Raw genomic sequence first — 25,369 nt, forward strand, 5'->3', positions numbered from 1 at the left:
ACCCTACGGTGGTGCCATGAGCCGAACGCACCAGCACACCCCTGACCACGGCGAAGGCGGCCACCACCCCGGCCCCGGCCACCACCACGGCGACCACCCCGAGCACAGCGACAGCGGGCAGGCGGAGATCCTCGATCTGGATGCCGAGGTGCTCGCCGGGCACATCGCGTCGATCACCGCCTGGCTGCCGCTGACGAGCGAGCCGGCCCGGATCGTGGACCTGGGCTGCGGCACCGGCGCGGGCACCTTCGCGCTCCTCGAACGCTTCCCCGACGCGCACGTCACCGCCGTCGACACCTCGGCCGGGCACCTCCGGCTCCTGCGCGAGAAGGCGTGCGCCCGCGGCGTCGAGGGGCGCGTTCGGACCGTGCAGGCCGACCTCGACAGCCCCCACTGGCCCGACCTCGGCACACCGGATCTGGTGTGGGCCTCGGCCTCGATGCACCACATGGCCGACCCCGGCCACACCCTCACGAGCGTGCGCGACCTGCTCGCACCCGGCGGCCTGTTCGCCGTCGTCGAGCTCGCGGGCTTCCCCCGGTTCCTGCCGGCCGGCGCACCCGAGGGCCGGCCCGGCCTCGAAGAGCGCGCCCATGCCGCGACCGACAGCTTCCACGCCGAGCACGTTCCGCACCGCGGCGCCGACTGGGGCCCGATGCTGACAGCCGCCGGCTTCACCGTCGAGGCCGAGCGCACCGTCGTCGTCCGCATCGAGGGTGAGCGCAGCCCGGCCATCGGCCGCTATGCCCACGGCAGCCTCCAGCGGATCCGCGGCGTGGCCGCCCCCGCACTCGACGCCGAGGACCTCGCCGCTCTCGACGAGCTCCTGGACGCCGACAGCCCGCACGGCCTTCTGCGCCGCGAGGACCTCGCCGTGCGCACCGAACGCACCGTCTGGGCCGCGCGCCCGGCCTGAGGGCCGGCGCCTCACGAGGTCGCTCGCGCAGGAGGGTTTTCGAGGGACCGCAACGGCACTTTCCGGGGCATTGCGGATGGTTGGGGCGCTGACGCCGGGGGATGTCCCCCACGTAACGTGTCCCCCACAGCGACCTGGAAAGCGAGGCAGCAACAGATGCCCGAGCAGAGCAGCCCGCTCGACGTGGCCGAGGGCGATCCCTTCGGTCCGCACCACCTTCCGTACGGTGTCTTCTCCACCCCCGACCGGCCCACCGAACGGCGCGTCGGCGTCCGCATCGGCCACCACGTGCTGGACGCCGGGGCGGCCGCGCACGCACTGGGTTCGCCCTATGCGCAACTGCTGGCCCAGCCCGATCTGATGGCCCTGCTCGAGGCGGGCCGCACCGCCTGGAGCGACGTCCGCCGCGCGCTGACCGCCTGGGTGACGGTGCCGGCCCACCGCGCGGACATCGAGCCGCTGCTGCACCCCGTCGACTCCGTGACGCTCCACCTCCCCTACCGGGTCGCGGACTACGTGGACTTCTACGCCAGCGAGCACCACGCCACCAACGTCGGCCGCATCTTCCGCCCGGACGGCGACGCGCTCACACCCAACTGGAAGCACCTGCCGATCGGTTACCACGGCAGGGCCGGCACGGTCGTCGTGTCCGGTACGGACGTGGTGCGCCCCTCGGGGCAGCGCAAGGCCCCCTCCGACCCGGCCCCCGTCTTCGGCCCGTCCGTCAAGCTGGACATCGAGGCCGAGGTCGGGTTCGTCGTCGGCGTCGGCTCGGAGCAGGGCAGGGCGGTGCCGCTCGCCGACTTCCGCGAGCACGTCTTCGGCCTGTCGCTGCTCAACGACTGGTCGGCGCGCGACATCCAGGCCTGGGAGTACGTCCCGCTGGGCCCGTTCCTCGGCAAGTCCTTCGCCACCTCCGTATCGGCGTGGGTGACGCCGCTGGACGCCCTGGACGCCGCCCGGACCCCGCCGCCCGCACGGGACTTCCCGCTGCTGCCCTACCTCGACGACGCGGACGAGGAGGAGCCCGGCGGCTTCGATCTGCGGCTCTCCGTCGCGATCAACGGCCAGGTCGTCTCGGAGCCGCCGTTCTCCACCATGTACTGGACGGCCGCCCAGCAGCTGGCACAGATGACCGTCAACGGCGCCTCGCTGCGCAGCGGTGACCTGTACGGCTCCGGCACCATCAGCGGTGCCGACCCGGCCCAGCGGGGCTCCCTGCTGGAGCTCACCTGGAACGGCCGCGACCCCCTGGAACTCCCGGAGGGCAAGCGGACGTTCCTGGAGGACGGCGACACGGTCACCCTGACGGCCTGGGCCCCGGGCCCGCACGGCACCCGCGTCGGCCTCGGCGAGGTGACCGGCCGGATCGTGCCCGCGCCGTGATGCCCGGGGGAAGGGTGCCGCCGGCGCCCGGCAGGTGACCCCGGGCACCGGCGGCGGATCTTCCCGCGCCGGACGCCGAGGGCGGGTCCTTCCCCGGCGGGCCCGGTGGCGGCCGTTCCGGGCGCCGGCGGCGGGGCTTCCCGTTCCCCGTGCCGCGGCGGATCTTCGCGGGCCCGGCGACGGTGGCGGATCTTTCCGTGGCGGCTCGCATCACCGCAGGTCAGAGCCGTACCCGCCCAGCCTCCAAGTGGCGCAACACTGCGGCAACACCAACTCCCGCACAGCGTCGGTATGGTCCACCGCATGCCAGCCGAACGCATCCGTGAGCACACCGTGCCGGTCGCCGCCGCCCGTCGGCGCCGACTGCGCGCGGACGGTGCCCGGCTCCTCGCCGACCTGCTGCGCCACCAGGTGCGCGCGGGGGCGTTCCCGGGTGGCGTCCTGCCGTACGAGGACACGATCGGCACCGAGTACCGCGTCTCCCGCAACACCGTCCGCCAGGCCCTCGACCTGCTGCGCGGTGAGGGGATCGTCGAACGGCAGCCGGGCGTCGGCACCGTCGTCGTCGGCGAGAGGTATCCGCACGCCCTGGACCGGCTCCAGGGCCTGGCCGAGACCCTGCGCGAACACGGCAGGGTGACCAACGAGGTCCGTACGGTGGGCCCCGTCCCCGCACCCGCGCCCGTCGCCCGGCGGCTCGGCGTCGACGAGCACACCGACGTGCTCTACATCGAACGCCGCCGGCTGCTGAACGGGCTGCCGCTCTCCCTCGACCTCACCTACGTCCCGATGGACATCGGCGCCGGGCTGCTCGGCGCCGACCTGGAGAACACGGATGTGTTCCGGCTGCTGGAGTCCCTGACCGGGCAGCCCCTGGGCCGTGCCGACATCACCCTGGAGGCCGTCAATGCCGACGCGCACTCCGCCGCCGTCCTGGAGACCCCGCGCGGCTCCGCCGTACTGATGCTGGAGCGGCTCACCCACCTCGCCGACGGACGCCCGGTGGACCTGGAGTTCATCCGGTTCCGCGGCGACCGCATCAGCATGAACGGCGTGCTGCACCGGACCTGCTGACCCCTCCCCCTTTTCGCACACCCCCTTCCCTGGAGCTCCGCCATGCCTCTGGTGCCCCAGCGGGCCGACGTGCCCGTGACCATCGACGAGTCGAAGTGCATCGACGGCTGCACGCTCTGCGTCGACATGTGCCCGCTCGACTCCCTCGCCATCCACCCGGACAACGGCAAGGCGTACATGCACGTCGACGAGTGCTGGTACTGCGGTCCCTGCGCGGCCCGGTGCCCCACCGACGCCGTCACCGTCAACATGCCCTACCTCCTCCGCTGAAAGGCCCCGACTCCCATGCGAAGCAAGGCATTCGGCGCCCTGGCCGGCGCCGCGCTGCTCGTCACCCTCACCGCGGGCTGCGGCGGCGCCGCGAGCGCGGGCGGCGACGGCACGGTCACCGTGACCGTCGGCTACCAGTCCCGGACGATCAACACCGTCACCGCCGGCACCCTGCTGCGCTCCCTCGGCTACTTCGAGGAGGAGCTGCGCAGCCGCGGGAAGCGGGACGGGGTCACGTACAAGGTGGAGTGGCAGGACTACGCCACCGGAGCTCCGATCACCGCGCAGATGACCGCCGGGAAGATCGACATCGGGTCGATGGGTGACTTCCCGCTCCTGATCAACGCGGCCCGCGGCGAGCAGCTCCACCGCCCCACCCGGCTCGTCTCGGTCACCGGCTACAACCTGGCCGGCGGCCTCAACACCGTGGTCACCGGGCCGGACTCGAAGCTGAAGTCGCTGACCGACCTGCGCGGCAAGAAGGTCTCCACGAGCGTCGGGTCGGCGGCGGACGGCACCCTCGTCCGCGCCCTCCAGCAGGCCGGGCTCGACCCGGAGAAGGACATCCGCAAGCTCAACCAGCAGCCCGCGGTGGGTGCTTCGGCCCTCCAGGCCGGCAGCGCGGACGCGCTCTCGCAGTTCGTGGCCTGGCCCGGCCTGCTCGCGTTCCAGGGCCGGGCGAAGGCCCTGTACGACGGCGCCGAGCTGAAGCTGCCGACGTTCCACGGGGTCACGGTCCGCGAGGACTTCGCGACGAAGCGGTCCGCCGTGGTGGAGGACTTCCTCCGGGCCCAGGGCCGGGCGACGGAGTACCTGCACCGGCACCCGGTGGCGGCGTCCGAGTCGGTCGCGAAGGCCACCGGCCTCCCGGCCGAGGTCGTCCACCTCTACAACGGCGCCCAGGGCATCGCGACCTTCGACACCACGCTGAAGCCCGCGCTGATCGCGGCGCTGAAGAAGGACGTCCCGGTGCTGCGCTCGGCGAAGCTCGTCGGCGACGTCGATGTGGACTCCTTCGTCGACGACAGCCATGTGAAGCGGGTGTACGGCTCCGGCTACGCGAAGGCGCTGGCCGCGGGTCCGCCCGCCCGGCGCGGCGGCGAGGTCTGGCTGAAGGGGAAGGACACCACGACGTCGTACGCCACCTCCGCCGGGCTGCTGCGGTACGTCGCCGCGCACCGGGACGCCGTCCGGGTGGCGTACGTCCCCGACGCGTCCACCGGCACCCTGTGGTTCGCGGACCGGGCGGTGTGGGTCGCGGACGGGGACGCGCTGCGGCCCCACGTCACCGGGTCCGCCGCCCGCGCCGATGTGGCGGCCCACTCCGGCGCCCGGATCGTCTCGTACGCCGACGCGCTGAGTCTGGCCCGGGCCGCCTCATGAGCGGCCGCTGGTCCCTCGTGCGCCGGGCGCTCTCGCTCGTCGCCGCGCTCGGGCTGTGGCAGGCGCTGACCTCCTACGACATCAATCTGTGGCTGCGCTTCGAGCAGTTCCCGACGGTGACGGAGGTGGCCCGGGCCTACGCGGACCGGATCTCCGGGGACACGTACTGGCAGGACCTCACCGACAGCCTGACCCGGATCGTCACCGGATTCGCGCTGGCCGCCGTCCTCGGCGTCACCGTCGGCACGGCCGTCGCCCGCTCGCGGCTCGCGGCCGACCTGCTCGGCCCGGTCCTCGAAGTGCTGCGGCCCGTCCCGGCGATCGCGCTCGTCCCGGTGGCGATCCTGCTGTTCCCCAGCAACGAGCAGGGCATCGTCTTCATCACCTGCACCGCGGCGTTCTTTCCCGTCATGGTCTCCACCCGGCACGCGGTGCGGGCCCTGACCCCGGTGTGGGAGGAGGCCGTCCTGACGATGGGCGGCGGACGGGGGCGGATCCTGTTCTCCGTCGTGCTGCCCGGGGCGCTCCCCGGCATCCTCGGCGGCCTGTCCGTCGGCATCGGGGTGTCCTGGATCTGCGTGATCTCGGCGGAGATGATCTCCGGCGAGTACGGAGTCGGCTACCGCACCTGGCAGGACTACACGGTCGTCGACTATCCCGGCGTCTTCGTCGGCATGGCCACCATCGGCCTGCTCGGCTGGCTGACCTCGACGGCGGTGGAACTGCTGGGCCGCAGGCTGACCCGCTGGCTGCCGCGTACGGAGAGCGGCCCCGCCGCGTCCGTGCGCCGCAGGCCCGCTCCGGCGCCGGCGGCTGTCCCCTCGGTCCGTACGGCACAGGAAAGGGTGCACTCATGACCGCCGGCCCCCATGGCGTACGGCTCACCCTGCGCGACGTCACGCTCGGCCGGGCCGGTGTGCCGGTCCTGGAGGGGGTCGACCTCGACGTCGTCCCCGGCGAGATCCTCACCGTCGTCGGCCCGTCCGGCTGCGGGAAGTCCACGCTGCTGCGCACCCTGGCCGGGCTGCTGCCTGCGCTCGACGGTGAGGTGAGCCAGGACGGCGAACCCGTCACCGCCCCCCGCGCCGAGCGGGCCCTCGTCTTCCAGGACGACGCCCTGCTGCCCTGGCGCACGGTCCGCGCCAATGTCGAACTGCCCCTCGCCATCCAGGGGGCGGGCCGCGCCGAACGCCGGGAGCGCGCCGCTTCCTGGCTGGCCCGGGTGGGTCTGGAGGAGCATGCCACGAAGCTCCCGCACCGGATCTCCGGCGGCCAGCGCCAGCGGGTCCAGCTGGCCCGCGCCCTGGCGGCCGGGCCCCGCGCGGTCCTGATGGACGAGCCGTTCGGCGCCCTGGACGCCCAGACCAGGGCCGGGATGCAGCAACTGCTCGTGGACGTGCTCCGCGGCACCGGCGCCACCGTCGTCTTCGTCACGCACGACGTGGACGAGGCGCTGTTCCTCGGCGACCGCGTGGCACTGCTCTCCACCGGCCGGGTGCTGACCGTGCCGCGTCCGCGCGAACGCGCCGCCCACGCCGACCCGGCGACGGTCGCGCTGCGCCGCCAGGTCCTGGAATCCCTCACCACCCTCTCCTGAAAGGCACCCCCGTGCAGATCCCCGCCCTCGCCGACGCCGAGGAACTCTCCTGCGACGTGCTGGTCGTCGGCGGCGGCACGGCCGGCACGATGGCGGCCCTCACCGCCGCCGAGCGAGGCGCCGCCGTGCTCCTGCTGGAGAAGGCGCACGTCCGTCACTCCGGCGCGCTCGCCATGGGCATGGACGGCGTGAACAACGCCGTGATCCCGGGCCGCGCCGAACCCGACGACTACGTCGCCGAGATCACCCGCGCCAACGACGGCATCGTCGACCAGTCCACCGTCCGCCAGACCGCGACCCGCGGCTACGCGATGGTGCGGCGGCTGGAGTCGTACGGGGTGAAGTTCGAGAAGGACGAGCACGGCGAGTACGCGGTGCGCCAGGTCCACCGCTCCGGCTCGTACGTCCTGCCGATGCCCGAGGGCAAGGACGTGAAGAAGGTCCTCTACCGGCAGCTGCGCCGCCGCGAGATGCGCGAACGCATCCGGATCGAGAACCGCGTCATGCCCGTGCGCATCCTCACCGGTGACGACGGCCGGGCGATCGGCGCGGCCGGCTTCAACACCCGCACGGGGCGGTTCGTCACGGTCCGCGCGGGCGCCGTCATCCTGGCCACGGGCGCCTGCGGACGGCTCGGGCTGCCGGCCTCCGGGTACCTCTACGGCACGTACGAGAACCCCACCAACGCCGGTGACGGCTACGCCATGGCGTACCACGCCGGCGCCGAGCTGACCGGCATCGAGTGCTTCCAGATCAACCCGCTGATCAAGGACTACAACGGACCGGCCTGCGCGTACGTCGCCAACCCCTTTGGCGGCTACCAGGTCAACCGGCACGGCGAACGCTTCGTGGACTCCGACTACTGGTCCGGGCAGATGATGGCGGAGTTCGCGGCCGAGGTGGCCTCCGACCGCGGGCCGGTGTACCTCAAGCTGAGCCACCTCCCCGAGGAGTCGGTCAGCGCGCTGGAGAACATCCTGCACTCCACGGAACGGCCCACCCGCGGCACGTTCCACGCCGGCCGCGGCCATGACTACCGCACCCACGACATCGAGATGCACATCTCCGAGATCGGTCTGTGCGGCGGCCATTCGGCCTCCGGGGTCCGGGTCGACGCCCACGCCCGCACCACGGTGGACCGGCTCTACGCGGCCGGGGACCTGGCGTGCGTCCCGCACAACTACATGATCGGCGCGTTCGTCTTCGGTGACCTGGCGGGCGAGGACGCGGCCCGGTTCAGGGCGTACGAGGGCGAGTTGCCCGCCGAACAGCTCCGCGCCGCCCACGAGCTGATCTACCGGCCGCTGCGCCATCCGGACGGGCCGCCGCAGCCTCAGGTCGAGTACAAGCTGCGCCGCTTCGTGAACGACTACGTCGCGCCGCCCAAGTCCGGCGCCCGGCTCTCGATCGCCCTGGAGTCGTTCGAGCGGATGCGCACCGACCTCGCGGAGATGGGCGCGAAGACCCCGCACGAACTGATGCGGTGCGCGGAGGTGTCGTTCATCCGGGACTGCGCGGAGATGGCCGCCCGCTCGTCGCTCGCCCGGACGGAGTCCCGGTGGGGGCTCTACCACGAGCGCACGGACCATCCGGAGCGGGACGACGCGGACTGGTTCCACCACCTGGACCTGTACAAGTCGGCCTCCGGGGCGATGGAGTTCACGGCCCGGCCGGTGGCGCCGTACCTGGTCCCGGTGGAGGGGTTCGCACCCGCCGGGGGGCCGGTGCGGTGGATCGGCGAGGTGGAGCCGGAGGGCGTGGGGACGGCGGGCGCGCGGGACGCGGCACCGGTGTCCGCGTCCGCGCGGGCCGCCTCTCCCGCGGTGGCCGACGCGGTCTCCTCCACCTCCCCGCGCATCCTGGAACTGCTGGCCCTGGCCGAGGGCGAACCGGACCTCGCCGCTCTCACCCCCTATCTGGACGATCCCGACCCGGCCGTCCGCCGGGCCGCCGTCGCCGCGCTCACGGAGTCCACCCCGCCGGAGGCGGGCCCCGCCCTGGCGGCCGCGCTCGCCGACCCGGCCGCGCTCGTGCGCGCGGCCGTCGCGGCGTCCCTGCGCGAACTGGTCGAGGTCCTGGAACCCTCGCCCGCGCTGCGGGCGCCCCTGGTCGCCGCCCTGTCGTCGGCCGACCCGGTGGTCCGCGCCGCCTCCCTCGACATCCTGCGGGCGCTGCGGCTCGGCGACGCGGAGCTGTACGCCGACACGCTGACCGACCCGGATCTCGAGGTACGGGTCGAGACCGTCCGGGCCCTGGTGTCCGTGGACGCGGTGGAGGGGCTGGCCCTGGCCGCCGCCGACGCCGCCCGCGAGGTGCGGGTGGCGGTGGCGAAGGGGCTGGCCGCGGTCCGCTCCCCCGGCCCCGGCCCTCTCGCCCCGCTGCTGGACGACCCGGACGCGCTGGTCCGCGCGGCGGCCCTTGCCGCGCTCGCGGGGACAGGGTGCCCGCCCTCGTACGCCGAGCGGGCGGTGGCCGCCCTCGCGGACCCGGCCTGGCGGGTCCGGGCGGGGGCGGCGACGGCCCTGTCCTCGGCGGACCCGGACCGGGCGATCACCCCGCTGGCCGGTGCGCTGGCAGACCCGAACGCCGATGTGCGCAAGGCGGCGGTGCTGGCGCTGCTGCGTCACCCGGGCGAGGCGGCGGCGCGGGAGGCCCTGGCGGGGGCGGTGGCGGACCCGGACGCGGATGTGCGGGCGTACGCGGCGAGGGGGACGGCGGCGGTCAACGGCGCGTGACTCGTGCACACGTTCAGGCAAGCCCGAGCCGGTTCCGTGCGGATACGCTGGACGGACCCGCCAGACTCCGGCCCATGGGAGCACTGATGAGCGTCGAGCCCGAGGCCCCCGAGCCGCGGTGGGCGGTCCCGCCCGTGGGCGGCTGGACCGCCGATGACCTGGACACGCTTCCGAATCTGCCTCCGCACACGGAGCTGATCGACGGGAGCTTGGTTTTCGTGAGTCCGCAGACCCTTTTTCATTCGCGGGCGGTCGACTTTTTCAATTGGCAGTTGCAGTCGCTGGCTCCGCCCGAGCTTGAGGTTGTGCGGGAATTCACCATCGACGTCGACTTCCAGAACAGGCCCGAACCCGATGTCGTCGTCGTCCGCGCCGACGCCGTCGAAAGTCTGCGCCAGACGCGCTTCCCCGCGAGCAGCGTGCTGCTCGCCATCGAGGTCGTGTCCGACGAGTCCGTCACCCGTGACCGGGAGACCAAGCCCGTGAAGTACGCGCGGGCGAGGATCCCGCACTACTGGCGGGTGGAGAACCAGGACGGCCGCGCGGTCGTCTACGTCTTCGAACTGGAGCCGGCGACCGGGGCCTACACCTCCACCGGGATCTTCCACGACCGGATGAAGGTCTCCGCGCCGTTCCCGGTCGATCTGGACCTCACCGCGATCGTGTCGCGGCGCCGGGGGGCGGACCCGCAGTAGCCCGCCGCACCCGTCCCCGCCCCCGCCTCACTCGTACTCCGGCGGCTCCTCGTCCCAGCCGAACTCCGGGTCGGCGGCCGGGGCGGGCACGCGCGCGGAAGCAGCGTGAGCCGGGGCAGCCGGGGCCGGGGCAGCGTGAGCCGGGGCCGGGAGTGCTTCCGTGGGGGCTGCGGGTTCCGCATCGCCCGGGAGCTCCGCCAGCACCTCCAGCACCCCCTCCCCGTACGTCGCCAGCTTCTTCTCCCCCAGGCCGCTGATCCCGCCCAGCTCGCCGAGCGACGACGGCCGGACCGTCGCGATCTCGCGCAGCGTCGCGTCGTGGAAGATCACATACGCGGGGAGGCCGAGCTCCTTGGCCTGGGCGCCGCGCCAGGCGCGCAGCGCCTCGAAGACCGGGACGGCCGTCTCGGGGAGGTCGGCGGCCACGGCCGCCTTGCCCTTGCGCTCGCCCCTCGACGAGGAGCGGGACGTCGTGGGCTGCTTCGGCTCCTTGCGCAGCAGCACCTCGCGTTCCCGGCCGAGCACGGAACCGCTCTCCTCCGTCAGCGTCAGGGTGCCGTACTCGCCCTCGACGGCGATCAGGCCCTGGGCCAGCAGCTGCCGGACCACGCCCCGCCACTCCGCCTCGGCCAGCTCCTCGCCGATGCCGAACACCGAGAGCTGGTCGTGGTCGAACTGGATGACCTTCGCGGTCTTGCGGCCGAGCAGGATGTCGATGATCTGGCCGGCGCCGAACTTCTGTCCGCGCTCCCGCTGCAGCCGGACCACCGTGGACAGCAGTTTCTGCGAGACGACCGTGCCGTCCCAGGTCTCGGGCGGGGCCAGGCAGGTGTCGCAGTTGCCGCAGGAGGAAGCCGCGGGGTCCTGGCCGAAGTACGTGAGCAGCTGGGCCCGGCGGCACTGGACGGTCTCGCAGAGCGCCAGCATGGAGTCCAGGTGCGCGGCCGCGCGGCGGCGGAACGCCTCGTCGCCCTCCCCGCCCTGGATGAGCTTGCGCTGCTGGACGACGTCCTGGAGTCCGTACGCCATCCAGGCCGTGGACGGGGCTCCGTCACGGCCCGCCCGGCCGGTCTCCTGGTAGTAGCCCTCGACGGACTTCGGCAGGTCGAGGTGGGCGACGAAGCGCACGTCCGGCTTGTCGATGCCCATCCCGAAGGCGATCGTCGCGACGACGACGAGGCCCTCCTCACGCAGGAACCGGGACTGGTGGAGCGCACGGGTCCCGGCGTCCAGACCCGCGTGGTACGGGACGGCCTCGATCCCGTTGCGGCAGAGGTATTCGGCGGTCTTCTCCGTGGAGTTGCGGGAGAGGCAGTAGACGATGCCCGCGTCCCCGTCGTGCTCCTCCTTGAGGAAGGTCAGCAGTTGCTTCTTCGGGTCGGACTTCCCGACGATGCGGTACTGGATGTTCGGCCGGTCGAAGCTGGCCACGAAGTGCTTGGCGTCGGGCATGCCGAGGCGCTGGGTGATCTCGCGGTGCGTGGCGCCGGTCGCCGTGGCCGTCAGGGCGATGCGCGGGACGTCGGGCCAGCGCTCGCCCAGCACGGACAGGGTCAGGTAGTCGGGCCGGAAGTCGTGGCCCCACTGGGCGACGCAGTGCGCCTCGTCGATCGCGAAGACGGAGATCTCGCCGCGGGAGAGCAGACCGAGGGTGGAGTCCAGGCGGAGCCGTTCCGGGGCCAGGTACAGCAGGTCGAGCTCGCCCGCGAGGAACTGCGCCTCCATCGAGCGGCGCTCGTCGAAGTCCTGGGTGGAGTTGATGAACCCGGCCCGCACGCCGAGGGCCCGCAGCGCGTCCACCTGGTCCTGCATCAGGGCGATCAGCGGTGAGACGACGATGCCGGTGCCCCGGCGGACGAGGGCCGGGATCTGGTAGCAGAGGGACTTGCCGCCACCGGTCGGCATGAGCACGACGGCATCCCCGCCCGCCACCACGTGGTCGACGACCGCTTCCTGCTCGCCGCGGAACGTCTCGTACCCGAAGACCCGGTGCAGCGTCTGCCGCGCCTCGCTCTCGGTCACGTCCTTCGTCATGTCCGTCACGCCTGTCCCGTCCGTCATGCTCATCGCCCTGTTCCCCCGCTATGCGTCCCGTTCTGTCCCCGCGCTCTCCCCTGCCACGATAAGCGCCGCCTACGACAACGCCGGACGGGCTTGACTTCAAGCCCGTCCGGCGCGGTCCCCGCAGGTGGTGCGTCCCCGTTACCTCACGAACACTCCGGCCTGGCTCGCCAGGTCCAGGAAGTACTGCGGGGCCAGGCCCAGCACCAGGGTGACCCCGACGCCGACCGCGATCGTGGTCATCGTCAGCGGCGACGGAACGGCGACCGTGGGGCCGTCCGCCTTCGGCTCGCTGAAGAACATCAGCACGATGACCCGGATGTAGAAGAACGCGGCGATCGCGGAGGAGATCACACCGACGAGCACCAGTCCGCTCGCACCGCCCTCGGCCGCGGCCTTGAACACCGCGAACTTCCCGGAGAAGCCCGAGGTGAGCGGAATGCCGGCGAACGCCAGCAGGAACACCGCGAAGACCGCGGCGACCAGCGGGGAGCGCCGGCCGAGCCCCGCCCACTTCGACAGGTGCGTCGCCTCGCCGCCCGCGTCGCGCACCAGGGTGACGACGGCGAAGGCGCCGACCGTCACGAAGGAGTACGTGGCCAGGTAGAACAGGACCGAGGAGATGCCCTGCGGGGTGGCCGCGATGACACCGGCGAGGATGAATCCGGCGTGCGCGATCGAGGAGTAGGCCAGCAGCCGCTTGATGTCGGTCTGGGTGATGGCGACGACCGCGCCGCCCACCATCGTGACGATCGCGATGCCCCACATGACCGGGCGCAGGTCCCAGGTGAGGCCCGGCAGCACCACGTACAGCAGGCGCAGCAGCGCACCGAACGCGGCGACCTTCGTGGCCGCGGCCATGAAGCCGGTGACCGGGGTCGGGGCGCCCTGGTAGACGTCCGGGGTCCACATGTGGAACGGGACGGCGCCGACCTTGAAGAGCAGACCGGTCAGGATCATCGCGCCGCCGATCAGCAGCAGCACGTCATTGCCCATGGTGTCGGCGAGCGCCGGGTCGATCTGCTGGATCGACCCGTCGACGACGGTCGCGATCCGGGCGTACGAGACGGAGCCCGCGTATCCGTAGAGCAGGGCGATCCCGAAGAGCAGGAACGCCGAGGAGAAGGCGCCGAGCAGGAAGTACTTCACCGCGGCCTCCTGCGACAGCAGCCGCTTGCGACGGGCCACGGCGCACAGGAGGTAGAGCGGGAGCGAGAAGACTTCCAGGGCCACGAACAGCGTCAGCAGGTCGTTGGCCGCCGGGAAGACGAGCATGCCCGCCACCGCGAAGAGGAGCAGCGGGAAGACCTCGGTGGTGGTGAAGCCGGCCCTGACGGCCGCCTTCTCGCTGTCGCTGCCGGGGACCGAGGCGGCCTGCGCGGCGAACGAGTCGACGCGGCTGCCGTGCGACTCGGGGTCGAGCCGCCGCTCGGCGAAGGTGAAGACGGCGACCAGCGACGTCAGCAGGATGACGCCCTGGAGGAACAGGGCGGGCCCGTCGACGGCGATGGCGCCCATGGCGGCGATGTGCGCCTTGGTCGTGCCGTATCCGGCGGCCGCCAGGCCGATGACCGCGGCGAACGCGGCGACCAGGGCGACGACGGCCAGGAACACCTGCGTGTGGTAGCGGGCCCGGCGCGGTACGAAGGCCTCGGCGAGCACGCCCAGGACGGCGGCTCCGATGACGATCAGGACCGGCGTCAGCTGGGTGTACTCGATGACCGGTGCCTGGAACTTCTGGTCCGGGGCGGCCGATGTCACCCCGCCCGCCATGGTCCACAGGCTGTGGACAGCTGTTGCGCTCACTTGGCGGCCTCCACCTCGGGCTGGGGGTCCTTCTTCTGTACGTCCGACATGGTGTGCTGCACCGCCGGGTTGACGATCTCCGTCAGCGGCTTGGGGTAGACGCCCAGGAAGATCAGCAGGGCGATCAGCGGGACCACCACCACCAGCTCACGGGCCTTGAGGTCCGCCATGCCCTGGACCTCCGCCTTGACCGGTCCGGTCATCGTCCGCTGGTAGAGGACGAGGACGTAGAGCGCGGCGAGCACGATCCCGGTGGTGGCGATGATGCCGACCGCCGGATACGCGGCGAACGCGCCGACCAGGACCAGGAACTCACTGACGAACGGGGCCAGCCCCGGCAGCGACAGCGTGGCCAGGCCGCCGATCAGGAAGGTGCCGGCCAGGACCGGGGCCACCTTCTGCACTCCGCCGTAGTCGGCGATGAGCCGCGAACCGCGCCGGGTGATCAGGAAGCCCGCCACCAGCATCAGCGCGGCGGTCGAGATGCCGTGGTTGACCATGTAGAGCGTCGCGCCCGACTGCCCCTGGCTGGTCATCGCGAAGATGCCCAGGATGATGAAGCCGAAGTGCGAGATCGACGCGTAGGCGATCAGCCTCTTGATGTCCCGCTGGCCGACGGCGAGCAGCGCCCCGTAGACGATGCTGATCAGCGCCAGCACCAGGATGACGGGCGTGGCCCACTTGCTGGCCTCCGGGAAGAGCTGGAGGCAGAAGCGCAGCATCGCGAAGGTGCCGACCTTGTCGACGACCGCGGTGATCAGCACGGCGACCGGGGTGGTCGCCTCGCCCATGGCGTTGGGCAGCCAGGTGTGCAGCGGCCACAGCGGGGCCTTCACCGCGAAGGCGAAGAAGAACCCGAGGAAGAGCCAGCGCTCGGTGCTCGTCGCCATCGAGAGCGAGCCGTCGGCCCGGGCCGCGGCGATCTCGGAGAGCGAGAACGTCCCCGTCACCACGTACAGCCCGATGACCGCGGCCAGCATGATGAGCCCGCCGACCAGGTTGTAGAGAAGGAACTTGACCGCGGCGTACGAGCGTTGGGCCGCCGCGTTCTCGTCGGTCCCGGAGTGGGCCCGGTCGCCGAAGCCGCCGATGAGGAAGTACATCGGGATGAGCATGGCTTCGAACAGGATGTAGAAGAGGAAGACGTCGGTAGCGACGAAGGACAGGACCACCATCGCTTCGACCATCAGGATCAGGGCGAAGAAGCCCTGGGTGGGGCGCCAGCGCGAGGAGTTCGTCTCCAGGGGGTCGGCGTCGTGCCAGCCGGCCAGGATGACGAAGGGGATCAGCAGGGCCGTGAGCGCCATGAGCACCAGGCCGATGCCGTCCACCCCCAGCTCGTACCGCACGCCGAAGTCCTTGATCCAGGCGTGCGATTCGGTGAGCTGGTAGCGGCTGCCGCCGGGCTCGAAGCGGGCGAGCGCGATGCCCGCCAGCACGAGGGTGCCCAGTGAGAACGCGAGCGCCAGCCATTTGGCGGCGGTGCGCCGGGCCGCCGGGACGGCGGCGGTGGCGACCGCGCCGATCGCCGGGAGCGCCGCCGTCGCTGTCAGGAGGGGAAAGGACATGTGATCAGACCGCCCTCATCAGCAGGGTCGCGGCGATGAGAACCGCCGTACCGCCGAACATCGAGACCGCGTAGGAGCGGGCGTAGCCGTTCTGCAGTTTGCGCAGCCGGCCGGAGAGCCCGCCCATGGACGCGGCCGTGCCGTTGACGACGCCGTCGACCAGGGAGTGGTCGACGTAGACCAGGGAGCGGGTGAGGTGCTCGCCGCCGCGGACCAGGACCACGTGGTTGAAGTCGTCCTGGAGGAGATCGCGGCGGGCCGCCCGGGTGAGCAGCGAGCCGCGGGGGGCCACCGCGGGCACCGGCTTGCGTCCGTACATCGCCCAGGCGATCGCGACACCGATGACGAGCACCACCATGGTGGCGGCCGTGACGGTGGTCGCGCTGACCGGGGAGTCCCCGTGGCGGTGGCCGGTGACGGGCTCCAGCCAGTGCAGGAAGCGGTCACCGATGGAGAAGAAGCCTCCGGCGAAGACCGAACCGAACGCCAGGATGATCATGGGGATCGTCATGGACTTCGGGGACTCGTGGGGATGCGGCACGGAGTACTCGCCGCGCGTCTCGGCGGCGGGCTCCACGTCCGGCTCGGCGGGTGAGGCCGTGGGTGCGTTGCGCCAGCGCTCCTCGCCGAAGAACGTCATCAGCATCACGCGCGTCATGTAGAACGCGGTGATCGCGGCGCCCAGCAGGGTCACGGCCCCGAGGATCCAGCCCTCGGTGCCGCCCTTGGCGAACGCCGCCTCGATGATCTTGTCCTTGGAGAAGAAGCCCGACAGGCCGGGGAAGCCGATGATCGCGAGGTAGCCGAGGCCGAAGGTGAGGAAGGTGACCGGCATGTACTTCCGCAGGCCGCCGTACCGCCTCATGTCGACCTCGTCGTTCATACCGTGCATGACCGAACCGGCGCCGAGGAAGAGCCCGGCCTTGAAGAAGCCGTGCGTCACCAGGTGCATGATCGCGAAGACGTAGCCGATCGGACCGAGCCCGGCGGCCAGGATCATGTAGCCGATCTGCGACATCGTCGACCCGGCGAGGGCCTTCTTGATGTCGTCCTTCGCGCAACCGACGATCGCACCGAAGAGCAGGGTGACCGCTCCGACGACCACGACGACCAGCTGTGCGTCCGGTGCGCCGTTGAAGATCGCCCCGGAGCGGACGATGAGATAGACGCCCGCGGTCACCATGGTGGCGGCGTGGATCAGGGCCGAGACCGGGGTCGGGCCCTCCATCGCGTCACCGAGCCAGGACTGCAGCGGCACCTGGGCGGACTTGCCGCAGGCGGCGAGGAGCAGCATCAGGCCGATCGCCGTCAGCTTGCCCTCGCTCGTCTCGCCGGTCGCTTCGAGGACCGGTCCGAAGGCGAAGGTGCCGAAGGTGGTGAACATCAGCATGATCGCGATCGACAGGCCCATGTCGCCGACCCGGTTGACCAGGAACGCCTTCTTGGCGGCGGTGGCGGCGCTGGGCTTGTGCTGCCAGAAGCCGATGAGCAGGTACGACGCCAGACCGACGCCCTCCCACCCGACGTACAGCAGCAGGTAGTTGTCGGCGATGACCAGGATCAGCATCGCCGCGACGAACAGGTTCAGATAGCCGAAGAAGCGGCGCCGGCGCTCGTCGTGCTCCATGTAGCCGATCGAGTAGATGTGGATCAGGGTGCCCACACTCGTGATCAGCAGCACGAAGGTCATCGACAACTGGTCGAGCTGGAAGGCCACATCGGCTTGGAAGCCCTCGACCGGAATCCAGCTGTACAGCTTCTGGTGCAGCGCGCGGTCCTCGGCGCCCTTCCCGAGCATGTCGGTGAAGAGCACCACGGCGACGACGAAGGAGGCGGCGGCGAGCGCGGTGCCGAGCCAGTGGCCCACGCGGTCCAGCCGACGGCCGCCGCAGAGCAGCACCGCCGCTCCGAGCAGGGGCGCCGCTACGAGCAGCGCAATCAGATTCTCCACAGTGCAAGCGCCCCTCTACAGCTTCATCAGGCTGGCATCGTCGACCGAGGCCGAGTGGCGGGAACGGAACAGCGACACGATGATCGCGAGCCCGACCACGACCTCCGCCGCGGCGACGACCATCGTGAAGAACGCGATGATCTGGCCGTCGAGGTTGCCGTGCATCCGGGAGAAGGTGACGAACGCGAGGTTGCAGGCGTTGAGCATCAGCTCCACGCACATGAACACCACGATCGCGTTCCGCCTGATCAGGACCCCGGCCGCGCCGATCGTGAACAGCAGAGCGGCGAGATAGAGGTAGTTGACCGGATTCACTTGGCGACCTCCTCTTCTTCTGCGGTGTCCCGGCCGAGCCGCTCACCGGAGCGCTGCTCCAGTGCCTTGAGGCCGGCCAGCGACTCGTGGGACACATCGCGCATCTGGCCGCGCTTGCGCAGCGTCTGCATGACGGTGAGTTCGGACGGTGTGCCGTCCGGGAGCAGTCCGGCGATGTCCACGGCGTTGTGCCGGGCGTAGACGCCGGGTGCGGGGAGCGGCGGCAGGTGGTTGCCGCGCACGCGCTCCTCGGACATCTCCCGCTGGTTCTTCGCCCGTTCGGTGCGCTCGCGGTGCGTGAGCACCATCGCGCCGACCGTGGCGGTGATGAGCAGCGCACCGGTGATCTCGAAGGCGAAGACGTACTTGGTGAAGATGAGGCTGGCGAGCCCCTCCACGTTCCCGCCGTGCGCGGCGTTGGCGGTGCCCAGCCCGTTGAAGCTGTTCAGCGAGGCGTTGCCGATGCCCGCGATCAGCAGCACACCGAAGCCGAGCCCGCACCCGGCGGCCAGCCAGCGCTGGCCCTTGAGGGTCTCCTTCAGGGAGTCCGCCGCCGTGACGCCGACGAGCATGACCACGAAGAGGAACAGCATCATGATCGCGCCGGTGTAGACGACGACCTGGACGATGCCGAGGAAGTAGGCGCCGTTGGCGAGGTAGAACACCGCCAGGATGATCATGGTCCCGGCGAGGCTCAGCGCGCTGTGCACCGCCCTCTTCATCAGTACGGTGGACAGGGCCCCGATCACGGCGACCGTGCCGAGCACCCAGAACTGGAAGGCCTCGCCGGTCGACGTCTGGGAGGCCGCTGCGGCCAGGCCGGTCATGCGTCCACCTCCTGCGTGGCGCCGTTGCTCTCGCCGAGCCCGTCGTCCGGCTTCTCGCCCTTGGAGACGGCGAGCTGGCGTTCGGTACCGGGGGCGGCCTCGGTCACCAGGCCCCGGTAGTAGTCCTGTTCGTCCGTGCCGGGGAAGATCGCGTGCGGGCTGTCGACCATGCCTTCCTCCAGGCCCGCGAGCAGCTCGTCCTTGGTGTAGATGAGGCTCTCGCGGGTGGTGTTGGCGAGCTCGAACTCATTGGTCATCGTCAGCGCCCGGGTCGGGCAGGCCTCGATGCACAGTCCGCAGAGGATGCAGCGCGCGTAGTTGATCTGGTAGACGCGGCCGTAGCGCTCGCCCGGGGAGTAGCGCTCCTCGTCGGTGTTGTCCGCGCCCTCGACGTAGATCGCGTCCGCCGGGCAGGCCCAGGCGCACAGCTCGCAGCCGACGCACTTCTCCAGCCCGTCCGGGTGGCGGTTGAGCTGGTGCCGGCCGTGGAAGCGCGGCGCCGTCACCTTCGGCGTCTCCGGATACTGCTCGGTCAGCCGCTTCTTGAACATGGCCTTGAAGGTCACGCCGAAGCCGGCCACCGGATTCTGGAACTTGTCCTCCGAAGAATCCGAGGACCGCGAAGATTCCGAAGATCCCGAGGGACCGGAAGGACGCGTGGACTTCGCCGGCTTCTTGGACCCCGGCGACTCAGACAGTTCAGACACCGCCGGCCTCCTTTCCGTCACTCGGATTTCCGTCACTCTGAGTATCCATGCCGCCACTGACAACGAGCTCGCGCTCGCGGCGCGGCCTGCGCCTCGGCACGGGAGGCAGGGTCTGTCCGGGCAGCGGCGGCACCGGGAACCCGCCCGCCATCGGGTCGAACGCCGGCTCCGGAGCCGCGTCCTCCACGGCCGCCCGGCCCTTCTTGTCGCGGAAGATGTCGACCACGAAGGAGATCAGCAGCACCGCGATCACGGCCCCGGCCACGTAGAGCAGGATCCTCGAGAAGTCGTAGCCCTCGTTGCGCAGGGCCCGCACGGTCGCGACCATCATCAGCCAGACGACGGAGACCGGGATCAGGACCTTCCAGCCCAGCTTCATCAGCTGGTCGTAGCGGACGCGGGGCAGCGTGCCGCGCAGCCAGATGAAGAAGAACAGCAGCAGCTGGACCTTGACGACGAACCAGAGCATCGGCCACCAGCCGTGGTTCGCGCCCTCCCAGAAGGTGCTGATCGGCCACGGGGCCCGCCAGCCGCCCAGGAACAGGGTCACGGAGACCGCGGAGACGGTGACCATGTTGACGTACTCGGCGAGCATGAACATCGCGAACTTGATCGACGAGTACTCGGTGTTGAAGCCGCCGACCAGGTCGCCCTCGGACTCCGGCATGTCGAACGGGGCGCGGTTCGTCTCACCGACCATCGTGACGATGTAGATGATGAAGGAGACCGGCAGCAGGATGATGAACCAGCGGTCCTCCTGCGCCTCCACGATCTTCGAGGTCGACATCGAACCGGAGTAGAGGAAGACCGAGGCGAACGCGGCGCCCATCGCGATCTCGTAGCTGATCATCTGCGCGCACGAGCGGAGCCCGCCGAGCAGCGGGTACGTCGAACCGGAGGACCAGCCCGCCAGCACGATGCCGTAGATCCCGACCGAGGCGACCGCGAGGATGTAGAGCATCGCGATCGGCAGGTCGGTGAGCTGCATCGCCGTACGGTGCCCGAAGATCGAGACCTCGTTGCCGGACGGCCCGAAGGGGATGACCGCGATCGCCATGAACGCGGGGATCGCCGCGATGATCGGGGCCAGGACGTAGACGACCTTGTCCGCCCGCTTGACGATGACGTCTTCCTTCAGCATCAGCTTGATGCCGTCGGCGAGCGACTGGAGCATGCCCCAGGGGCCGTGCCGGTTCGGGCCGATGCGCAGCTGCATCCAGGCGACGACCTTGCGCTCCCACACGATGGAGAAGAGCACGGTCACCATCAGGAACGCGAAGCAGAAGACCGCCTTGATGACGACGAGCCACCACGGGTCGGTGCCGAACATCGACAGGTCCTCGGCGGCGAGCACGGCGCCGTGCGGGGCCGCGGCCAGTTGAGCGAAGGCACTCACGCCCCCACCTCCGGTGTGACGTCGGAAATGCCGGGTGCGGCGGGGCCGATCCGGACCAGGCCGCCCGGCTGGACGCCGGTGTCGGCCGGGACACCGCGCCCGACGGAGTTCAGCGGCACCCAGACCACCCGGTCCGGCATGCCGGTGATCTGGAGCGGCAGTTGGACGGTGCCCGCCGGGCCGGAGACGGCCAGCAGATCGCCGTCCTTGACGCCCGTCTCGGCCGCGGTGACGGCGGAGAGCCGGGCGACCGCGGCGTGCCGCGTCCCGGCCAGCGCCGGGTCGCCCTCCTGGAGCCGGCCCAGGTCGAGCAGCATCCGGTGGCCCGCGAGGACCGCCTCGCCGTCGCCGGGCCGCGGCAGCGGCCTGGCCGACGCCCGCGGGTCCTCCGCGTGCGTGCCCTGCCAGCCGCCGAGCCGGTCCAGCTCGCGGCGCACGGACTTCAGGTCCGGAAGCGCGAAGCGGACGTCCAGGGCGTCGGCCAGCATGTGCAGCACCCGGGCGTCGCCCGGAGCCACGTTCCGCGTCATCTGCTCGGGCTTCAGCGCGGCCTCGAACATCCGCGCCCTGCCCTCCCAGTTGAGGAAGGTGCCGGACTTCTCGGCGACCGCGGCGACCGGGAGGACCACATCGGCCCGCTCGGTGACCTCGCTGGGGCGAAGCTCCAGGGAGACCAGGAATCCGACCTGGTCCAGGGCCTCCAGGGCCCGGGCCGGATCGGGCAGGTCATCGACCTCGACCCCGGCGACGAGCAGCGCGCCCAGTTCGCCGGAGGCCGCGGCCTCGACGATCTGGCCGGTGTCGCGGCCGAAGCGGGAGGGGAGTTCGGCGACGCCCCAGACGGACGCCACCTCGTCCCGGGCCCGCGGATCGGTGGCCGGGCGGCCGCCGGGCAGCAGCGACGGAATCGCGCCCGCCTCCACCGCGCCGCGCTCGCCGGCCCGGCGCGGGATCCACACCAGGGTGGCCCCGGTCGCGGTCGCCGCCCGCACCGCGGCGGTCAGCCCGCCCGGCACACCGGCCAGCCGCTCACCCACCACGATCAGGGCGCCGGCCCCGCGCAGCGCCTCGGCCGCCGCGGCTCCGTCGCCGTCGAGGCCGACGCCGCCCGCGATCGCGTCCAGCCACTCGGTCTCGGTGCCGGGGGCGGCGGGCAGCAGCGTGCCGCCCGCCTTCGTGAGGCCGCGCGTCGCGTGCGAGGCGATGGCGAACGTGCGCTGTCCGTGCTTGCGGTGGGCCTTGCGCAGCCGCAGGAAGACGCCGGGCGCCTCCTCCTCGGACTCGAACCCGGCCAGCAGGACGGTCGGGGCCTTCTCCAGCGAGGTGTACGTGACACCGCTGCCGTCCAGGTCACGGCCGCGCCCTGCGACGCGGGAGGCCAGGAAGTCGGCCTCCTCGCCGCTGTGCACCCGGGCCCGGAAGTCGATGTCGTTGGTGTCCAGGGCTACCCGGGCGAACTTGCTGTACGCGTACGCGTCCTCGACGGTCAGCCGGCCGCCCGTGAGGACGCCGGTCCGGCCGCGTGCGGCGGAGAGGCCGGCGGCCGCGGCGGCCAGCGCCTCGGGCCAGCTCGCCGGCTCCAGCACGCCCGCCGCGCTGCGGACCAGCGGGGTGGTGAGCCGGTCGCGCTGCTGGGCGTAACGGAAACCGAACCGGCCCTTGTCGCAGAGCCACTCCTCGTTGACCTCGGGGTCGTTGGAGGCGAGGCGCCGCATGACCTTGCCGCGCCGGTGGTCGGTGCGGGTGGCGCAGCCGCCGGCGCAGTGCTCGCACACCGAGGGCGACGACACCAGGTCGAAGGGACGGGCGCGGAACCGGTACGCCGCCGAGGTCAGCGCCCCGACCGGGCAGATCTGGATGGTGTTGCCGGAGAAGTACGACTGGAACGGATCGCCCTCGCCGATGCCGACCTGCTGGAGCGCGCCGCGCTCGATCAGCTCGATCATCGGGTCGCCCGCCACCTGGTTGGAGAACCGGGTGCAGCGCGCGCAGAGCACACACCGCTCACGGTCCAGCAGCACCTGGGTGGAGATCGGCACGGGCTTCTCGTACGTCCGCTTCCGCCCGTCGAAGCGGGAGGTCGCGTCTCCGTGCGACATCGCCTGGTTCTGCAGCGGACACTCGCCGCCCTTGTCGCAGACCGGACAGTCCAGCGGGTGGTTGATGAGCAGCAGCTCCATCACGCCCCGCTGCGCCTTGTCGGCGACCGGCGAGGTGATCTGCGACTTGACGACCATGCCGTCGGTGCAGGTGATGGTGCAGGACGCCATCGGCTTGCGCTGGCCCTCGACCTCGACGATGCACTGGCGGCAGGCGCCGGCCGGGTCGAGGAGCGGGTGGTCGCAGAAGCGCGGGATCTCGATGCCGAGGAGTTCGGCGGCCCGGATGACCAGGGTGCCCTTGGGCACGCTGATCTCGATGCCGTCGATGGTCAGCGTGACCAGGTCCTCGGGCGGGACCGCCGCCTCGCCGCCCCCGGAGGGCGCACTCGTGGTGACTGTCATGCGTTCACCCCCTGGGGTGCGTTCTTGTCGTCGGCCCAGACGGTCGACCTGGCGGGATCGAAGGGGCAGCCCTTGCCGGTGATGTGCTGCTCGTACTCGTCGCGGAAGTACTTCAGCGAGGAGAAGATCGGCGAGGCTGCGCCGTCGCCGAGGGCGCAGAAGGACTTGCCGTTGATGTTGTCGGCGATGTCGTTCAGCTTGTCGATGTCGGCCATCTGTCCCTTGCCCGCTTCGATGTCGCGGAGCAACTGGACGAGCCAGTACGTGCCCTCACGGCATGGCGTGCACTTGCCGCAGGACTCGTGGGCGTAGAACTCGGTCCAGCGGGTGACGGCCCGCACGACGCAGGTGGTCTCGTCGAAGCACTGGAGCGCCTTGGTGCCGAGCATGGAACCGGCGGCGCCGACGCCCTCGTAGTCGAGGGGCACGTCGAGGTGCTCCTCGGTGAACATCGGGGTGGAGGAGCCGCCCGGGGTCCAGAACTTCAGCCGGTGGCCGGGTCGCATGCCGCCGCTCATGTCGAGGAGCTGGCGCAGCGTGATGCCGAGCGGGGCCTCGTACTGGCCGGGACCGGCGACGTGTCCGCTGAGCGAGTACAGCGTGAAGCCCGGGGACTTCTCGCTGCCCATGGACTTGAACCAGTCCTTGCCCTTGTTCAGGATCGCGGGAACCGAGGCGATGGACTCGACGTTGTTCACCACGGTGGGGCAGGCGTACAGACCGGCGACCGCGGGGAAGGGCGGGCGCAGCCGGGGCTGGCCGCGGCGTCCTTCGAGCGAGTCGAGGAGTGCCGTCTCCTCACCGCAGATGTACGCACCGGCGCCCGCGTGCACGGTGAGTTCCAGATCGAGCCCGGAGCCCATGATGTTCGTGCCGAGGTAGCCCGCCTCGTACGCCTCGCGCACGGCTTCGTGCAACCGCCGCAGTACGGGGACGACTTCGCCGCGCAGATAGATGAAGGCGTGCGTGGAGCGGATCGCGTAGCAGGCGATCACGATGCCTTCGATCAGGCTGTGCGGGTTGGCGAAGAGGAGCGGGATGTCCTTGCAGGTCCCGGGCTCCGACTCGTCGGCGTTGACGACCAGGTAGTGCGGTTTGCCGTCGCCCTGCGGGATGAACTGCCACTTCATCCCGGTGGGGAAGCCGGCGCCGCCGCGACCGCGCAGACCGGAGTCCTTGACGTACGCGATGAGGTCGTCCGGGGACATGGCGAGGGCCTTGCGCAGCCCCTCGTACCCCTCGTGGCGGCGGTAGGTCTCCAGGGTCCAGGATTCCGGCTCGTCCCAGAAGGCGGACAGAACCGGCGCGAGAAGCTTCTCGGGGCTGGTCCCGTTCTTGTCGAGTTCGGCGGCCAACGTCATCACTCCCCCTCCTCGGCGGCGGGACCGGCCGGGTGGTCCGGGTCGGAGGCCGAGGTCTGCTGTGGCGCGTCATGGGAGCTGAGGTGTTCGGCGCCCTTCTGCGGTTCGTCGCGCGGCGCCTGACCGCGGGGGCCCACCACGCGGGGCTGGGGCCCGGCCTCGCCCTTGGCCAGCTTCAGACCGATGAGCGAGGCGGGTCCGGCTCCGCCGGACGCGGCGACGGCGCCGGGGCGCTCGTCGGGGAAGCCGGCCAGGATGCGGGCGGTCTCCTTGTACGAGCAGAGCGGGGCGCCGCGGGTGGGCTCGACGGCGCGGCCAGCGATCAGGTCGTCGACGAGCCGCGTGGCGCTCTCGGGCGTCTGGTTGTCGAAGAACTCCCAGTTGACCATCACGACGGGCGCGAAGTCGCAGGCCGCGTTGCACTCGATGTGTTCGAGGGTGACCTTGCCGTCCTGGGTCGTCTCGTCGTTGCCGACGCCGAGGTGGTCCTTGAGCCGGTCGAAGATGGCGTCGCCGCCCATCACCGCGCAGAGCGTGTTGGTGCAGACGCCGACCTGGTAGTCGCCGCCGGCCTTGCGCCGGTACATCGTGTAGAAGGTGGCGACCGCGGTGACCTCGGCGGTGGTGAGGCCGAGCACGTCGGCGCAGAACGCCATGCCCGTACGCGAGACGTACCCCTCCTCGGACTGCACGAGGTGCAGCAGCGGGAGCAGCGCGGAGCGGCTGTCGGGGTAGCGGGCGATCACCTCCTTCGCATCCGCTTCGAGCCTGGCGCGCACCTCGGCCGGGTAGGCGGGGGCGGGGAGCTGCGGCATCC

20 protein-coding genes are annotated in these 25,369 nt (G+C 71.4%); 9 read left to right on the forward strand and 11 right to left on the reverse strand.

Annotated features, from left to right (window positions below; translation table 11 throughout):
- The first annotated feature begins 16 nt into the window (after positions 1 to 16).
- The 9 genes from E6R60_RS23000 to E6R60_RS23040 all read left to right on the forward strand — a co-directional run bounded on the left by E6R60_RS23000 (position 17) and on the right by E6R60_RS23040 (position 10,056).
- Positions 17 to 916, forward strand: a complete 900-nt coding sequence (locus E6R60_RS23000; protein WP_136328511.1) for a class I SAM-dependent methyltransferase — start codon at positions 17 to 19, stop codon at positions 914 to 916.
- Positions 917 to 1,072: 156 nt separating this feature from the next.
- Complete coding sequence (gene fahA, locus E6R60_RS23005) at positions 1,073 to 2,302, forward strand: fumarylacetoacetase (RefSeq protein WP_136328512.1); 1,230 nt, start codon at positions 1,073 to 1,075, stop codon at positions 2,300 to 2,302.
- 303 nt (positions 2,303 to 2,605) lie between these two features.
- Positions 2,606 to 3,376, forward strand: a complete 771-nt coding sequence (locus E6R60_RS23010; RefSeq protein ID WP_240802653.1) for a GntR family transcriptional regulator — start codon at positions 2,606 to 2,608, stop codon at positions 3,374 to 3,376.
- A gap of 42 nt (positions 3,377 to 3,418) precedes the next feature.
- Positions 3,419 to 3,646 (forward strand): ferredoxin family protein, encoded by a 228-nt coding sequence (locus tag E6R60_RS23015; RefSeq protein WP_136328514.1) that lies wholly within the window; start codon positions 3,419 to 3,421, stop codon positions 3,644 to 3,646.
- Positions 3,647 to 3,661: 15 nt separating this feature from the next.
- Complete coding sequence (locus E6R60_RS23020) at positions 3,662 to 5,029, forward strand: ABC transporter substrate-binding protein (RefSeq protein WP_136328515.1); 1,368 nt, start codon at positions 3,662 to 3,664, stop codon at positions 5,027 to 5,029.
- Positions 5,026 to 5,886: an ABC transporter permease gene (locus E6R60_RS23025; protein ID WP_136328516.1), complete on the forward strand. Its 861-nt coding sequence runs from the start codon at positions 5,026 to 5,028 to the stop codon at positions 5,884 to 5,886. Before E6R60_RS23020 ends, E6R60_RS23025 begins: the two co-directional genes overlap by 4 nt.
- The gene (locus tag E6R60_RS23030) at positions 5,883 to 6,626 is read left to right on the forward strand and encodes an ABC transporter ATP-binding protein (RefSeq protein ID WP_136328517.1); all 744 of its coding nucleotides are present in this window, start codon (positions 5,883 to 5,885) and stop codon (positions 6,624 to 6,626) included. Before E6R60_RS23025 ends, E6R60_RS23030 begins: the two co-directional genes overlap by 4 nt.
- Positions 6,627 to 6,637: 11 nt before the next feature.
- Positions 6,638 to 9,361: a fumarate reductase/succinate dehydrogenase flavoprotein subunit gene (locus E6R60_RS23035; RefSeq protein WP_136328518.1), complete on the forward strand. Its 2,724-nt coding sequence runs from the start codon at positions 6,638 to 6,640 to the stop codon at positions 9,359 to 9,361.
- Between the two features lie 86 nt (positions 9,362 to 9,447).
- The gene (locus tag E6R60_RS23040) at positions 9,448 to 10,056 is read left to right on the forward strand and encodes a Uma2 family endonuclease (protein ID WP_136328557.1); all 609 of its coding nucleotides are present in this window, start codon (positions 9,448 to 9,450) and stop codon (positions 10,054 to 10,056) included.
- A gap of 27 nt (positions 10,057 to 10,083) precedes the next feature.
- Here the strand turns inward: E6R60_RS23040 and recQ are convergent, their stop codons facing one another.
- The 11 genes from recQ to nuoE form a co-directional block, all read right to left on the reverse strand.
- Positions 10,084 to 12,123 (reverse strand): DNA helicase RecQ, encoded by a 2,040-nt coding sequence (gene recQ / locus E6R60_RS23045; protein WP_206309491.1) that lies wholly within the window; start codon positions 12,121 to 12,123, stop codon positions 10,084 to 10,086.
- A gap of 135 nt (positions 12,124 to 12,258) precedes the next feature.
- A complete protein-coding gene (gene nuoN, locus E6R60_RS23050) occupies positions 12,259 to 13,923 on the reverse strand; it encodes an NADH-quinone oxidoreductase subunit NuoN (RefSeq protein WP_136328519.1) in 1,665 nt (554 codons plus the stop codon).
- Positions 13,920 to 15,491 (reverse strand): NADH-quinone oxidoreductase subunit M, encoded by a 1,572-nt coding sequence (locus tag E6R60_RS23055; RefSeq protein ID WP_136328520.1) that lies wholly within the window; start codon positions 15,489 to 15,491, stop codon positions 13,920 to 13,922. Before E6R60_RS23055 ends, nuoN begins: the two co-directional genes overlap by 4 nt.
- A 4-nt stretch (positions 15,492 to 15,495) precedes the next feature.
- Positions 15,496 to 17,442 (reverse strand): NADH-quinone oxidoreductase subunit L, encoded by a 1,947-nt coding sequence (gene nuoL / locus E6R60_RS23060; RefSeq protein WP_136328521.1) that lies wholly within the window; start codon positions 17,440 to 17,442, stop codon positions 15,496 to 15,498.
- A 15-nt stretch (positions 17,443 to 17,457) separates the two neighbouring features.
- The gene (gene nuoK / locus E6R60_RS23065; RefSeq protein WP_018101339.1) at positions 17,458 to 17,757 is read right to left on the reverse strand and encodes an NADH-quinone oxidoreductase subunit NuoK; all 300 of its coding nucleotides are present in this window, start codon (positions 17,755 to 17,757) and stop codon (positions 17,458 to 17,460) included.
- Positions 17,754 to 18,584, reverse strand: coding sequence for an NADH-quinone oxidoreductase subunit J (locus tag E6R60_RS23070; RefSeq protein WP_136328522.1), 831 nt, complete (start codon positions 18,582 to 18,584; stop codon positions 17,754 to 17,756). The genes nuoK and E6R60_RS23070 overlap by 4 nt, the downstream gene beginning before the upstream one ends.
- On the reverse strand, positions 18,581 to 19,291 hold the full coding sequence (gene nuoI / locus E6R60_RS23075) for an NADH-quinone oxidoreductase subunit NuoI (protein ID WP_136328523.1): 711 nt from the start codon (positions 19,289 to 19,291) through the stop codon (positions 18,581 to 18,583). The genes E6R60_RS23070 and nuoI overlap by 4 nt, the downstream gene beginning before the upstream one ends.
- Positions 19,284 to 20,687 (reverse strand): NADH-quinone oxidoreductase subunit NuoH, encoded by a 1,404-nt coding sequence (nuoH, locus tag E6R60_RS23080; RefSeq protein WP_136328524.1) that lies wholly within the window; start codon positions 20,685 to 20,687, stop codon positions 19,284 to 19,286. The genes nuoI and nuoH overlap by 8 nt, the downstream gene beginning before the upstream one ends.
- Positions 20,684 to 23,191 (reverse strand): NADH-quinone oxidoreductase subunit G, encoded by a 2,508-nt coding sequence (locus E6R60_RS23085; RefSeq protein ID WP_136328525.1) that lies wholly within the window; start codon positions 23,189 to 23,191, stop codon positions 20,684 to 20,686. Before E6R60_RS23085 ends, nuoH begins: the two co-directional genes overlap by 4 nt.
- Positions 23,188 to 24,552: an NADH-quinone oxidoreductase subunit NuoF gene (gene nuoF, locus E6R60_RS23090; protein ID WP_136328526.1), complete on the reverse strand. Its 1,365-nt coding sequence runs from the start codon at positions 24,550 to 24,552 to the stop codon at positions 23,188 to 23,190. Before nuoF ends, E6R60_RS23085 begins: the two co-directional genes overlap by 4 nt.
- A complete protein-coding gene (gene nuoE / locus E6R60_RS23095) occupies positions 24,552 to 25,367 on the reverse strand; it encodes an NADH-quinone oxidoreductase subunit NuoE (protein WP_136328559.1) in 816 nt (271 codons plus the stop codon). The genes nuoF and nuoE overlap by 1 nt, the downstream gene beginning before the upstream one ends.
- Positions 25,368 to 25,369 lie beyond the last annotated feature (2 nt).

The sequence above is a fragment of the Streptomyces sp. A0642 genome, assembly GCF_004795105.1.
In the GTDB taxonomy this organism is placed as follows: Bacteria; Actinomycetota; Actinomycetes; order Streptomycetales; family Streptomycetaceae; genus Streptomyces.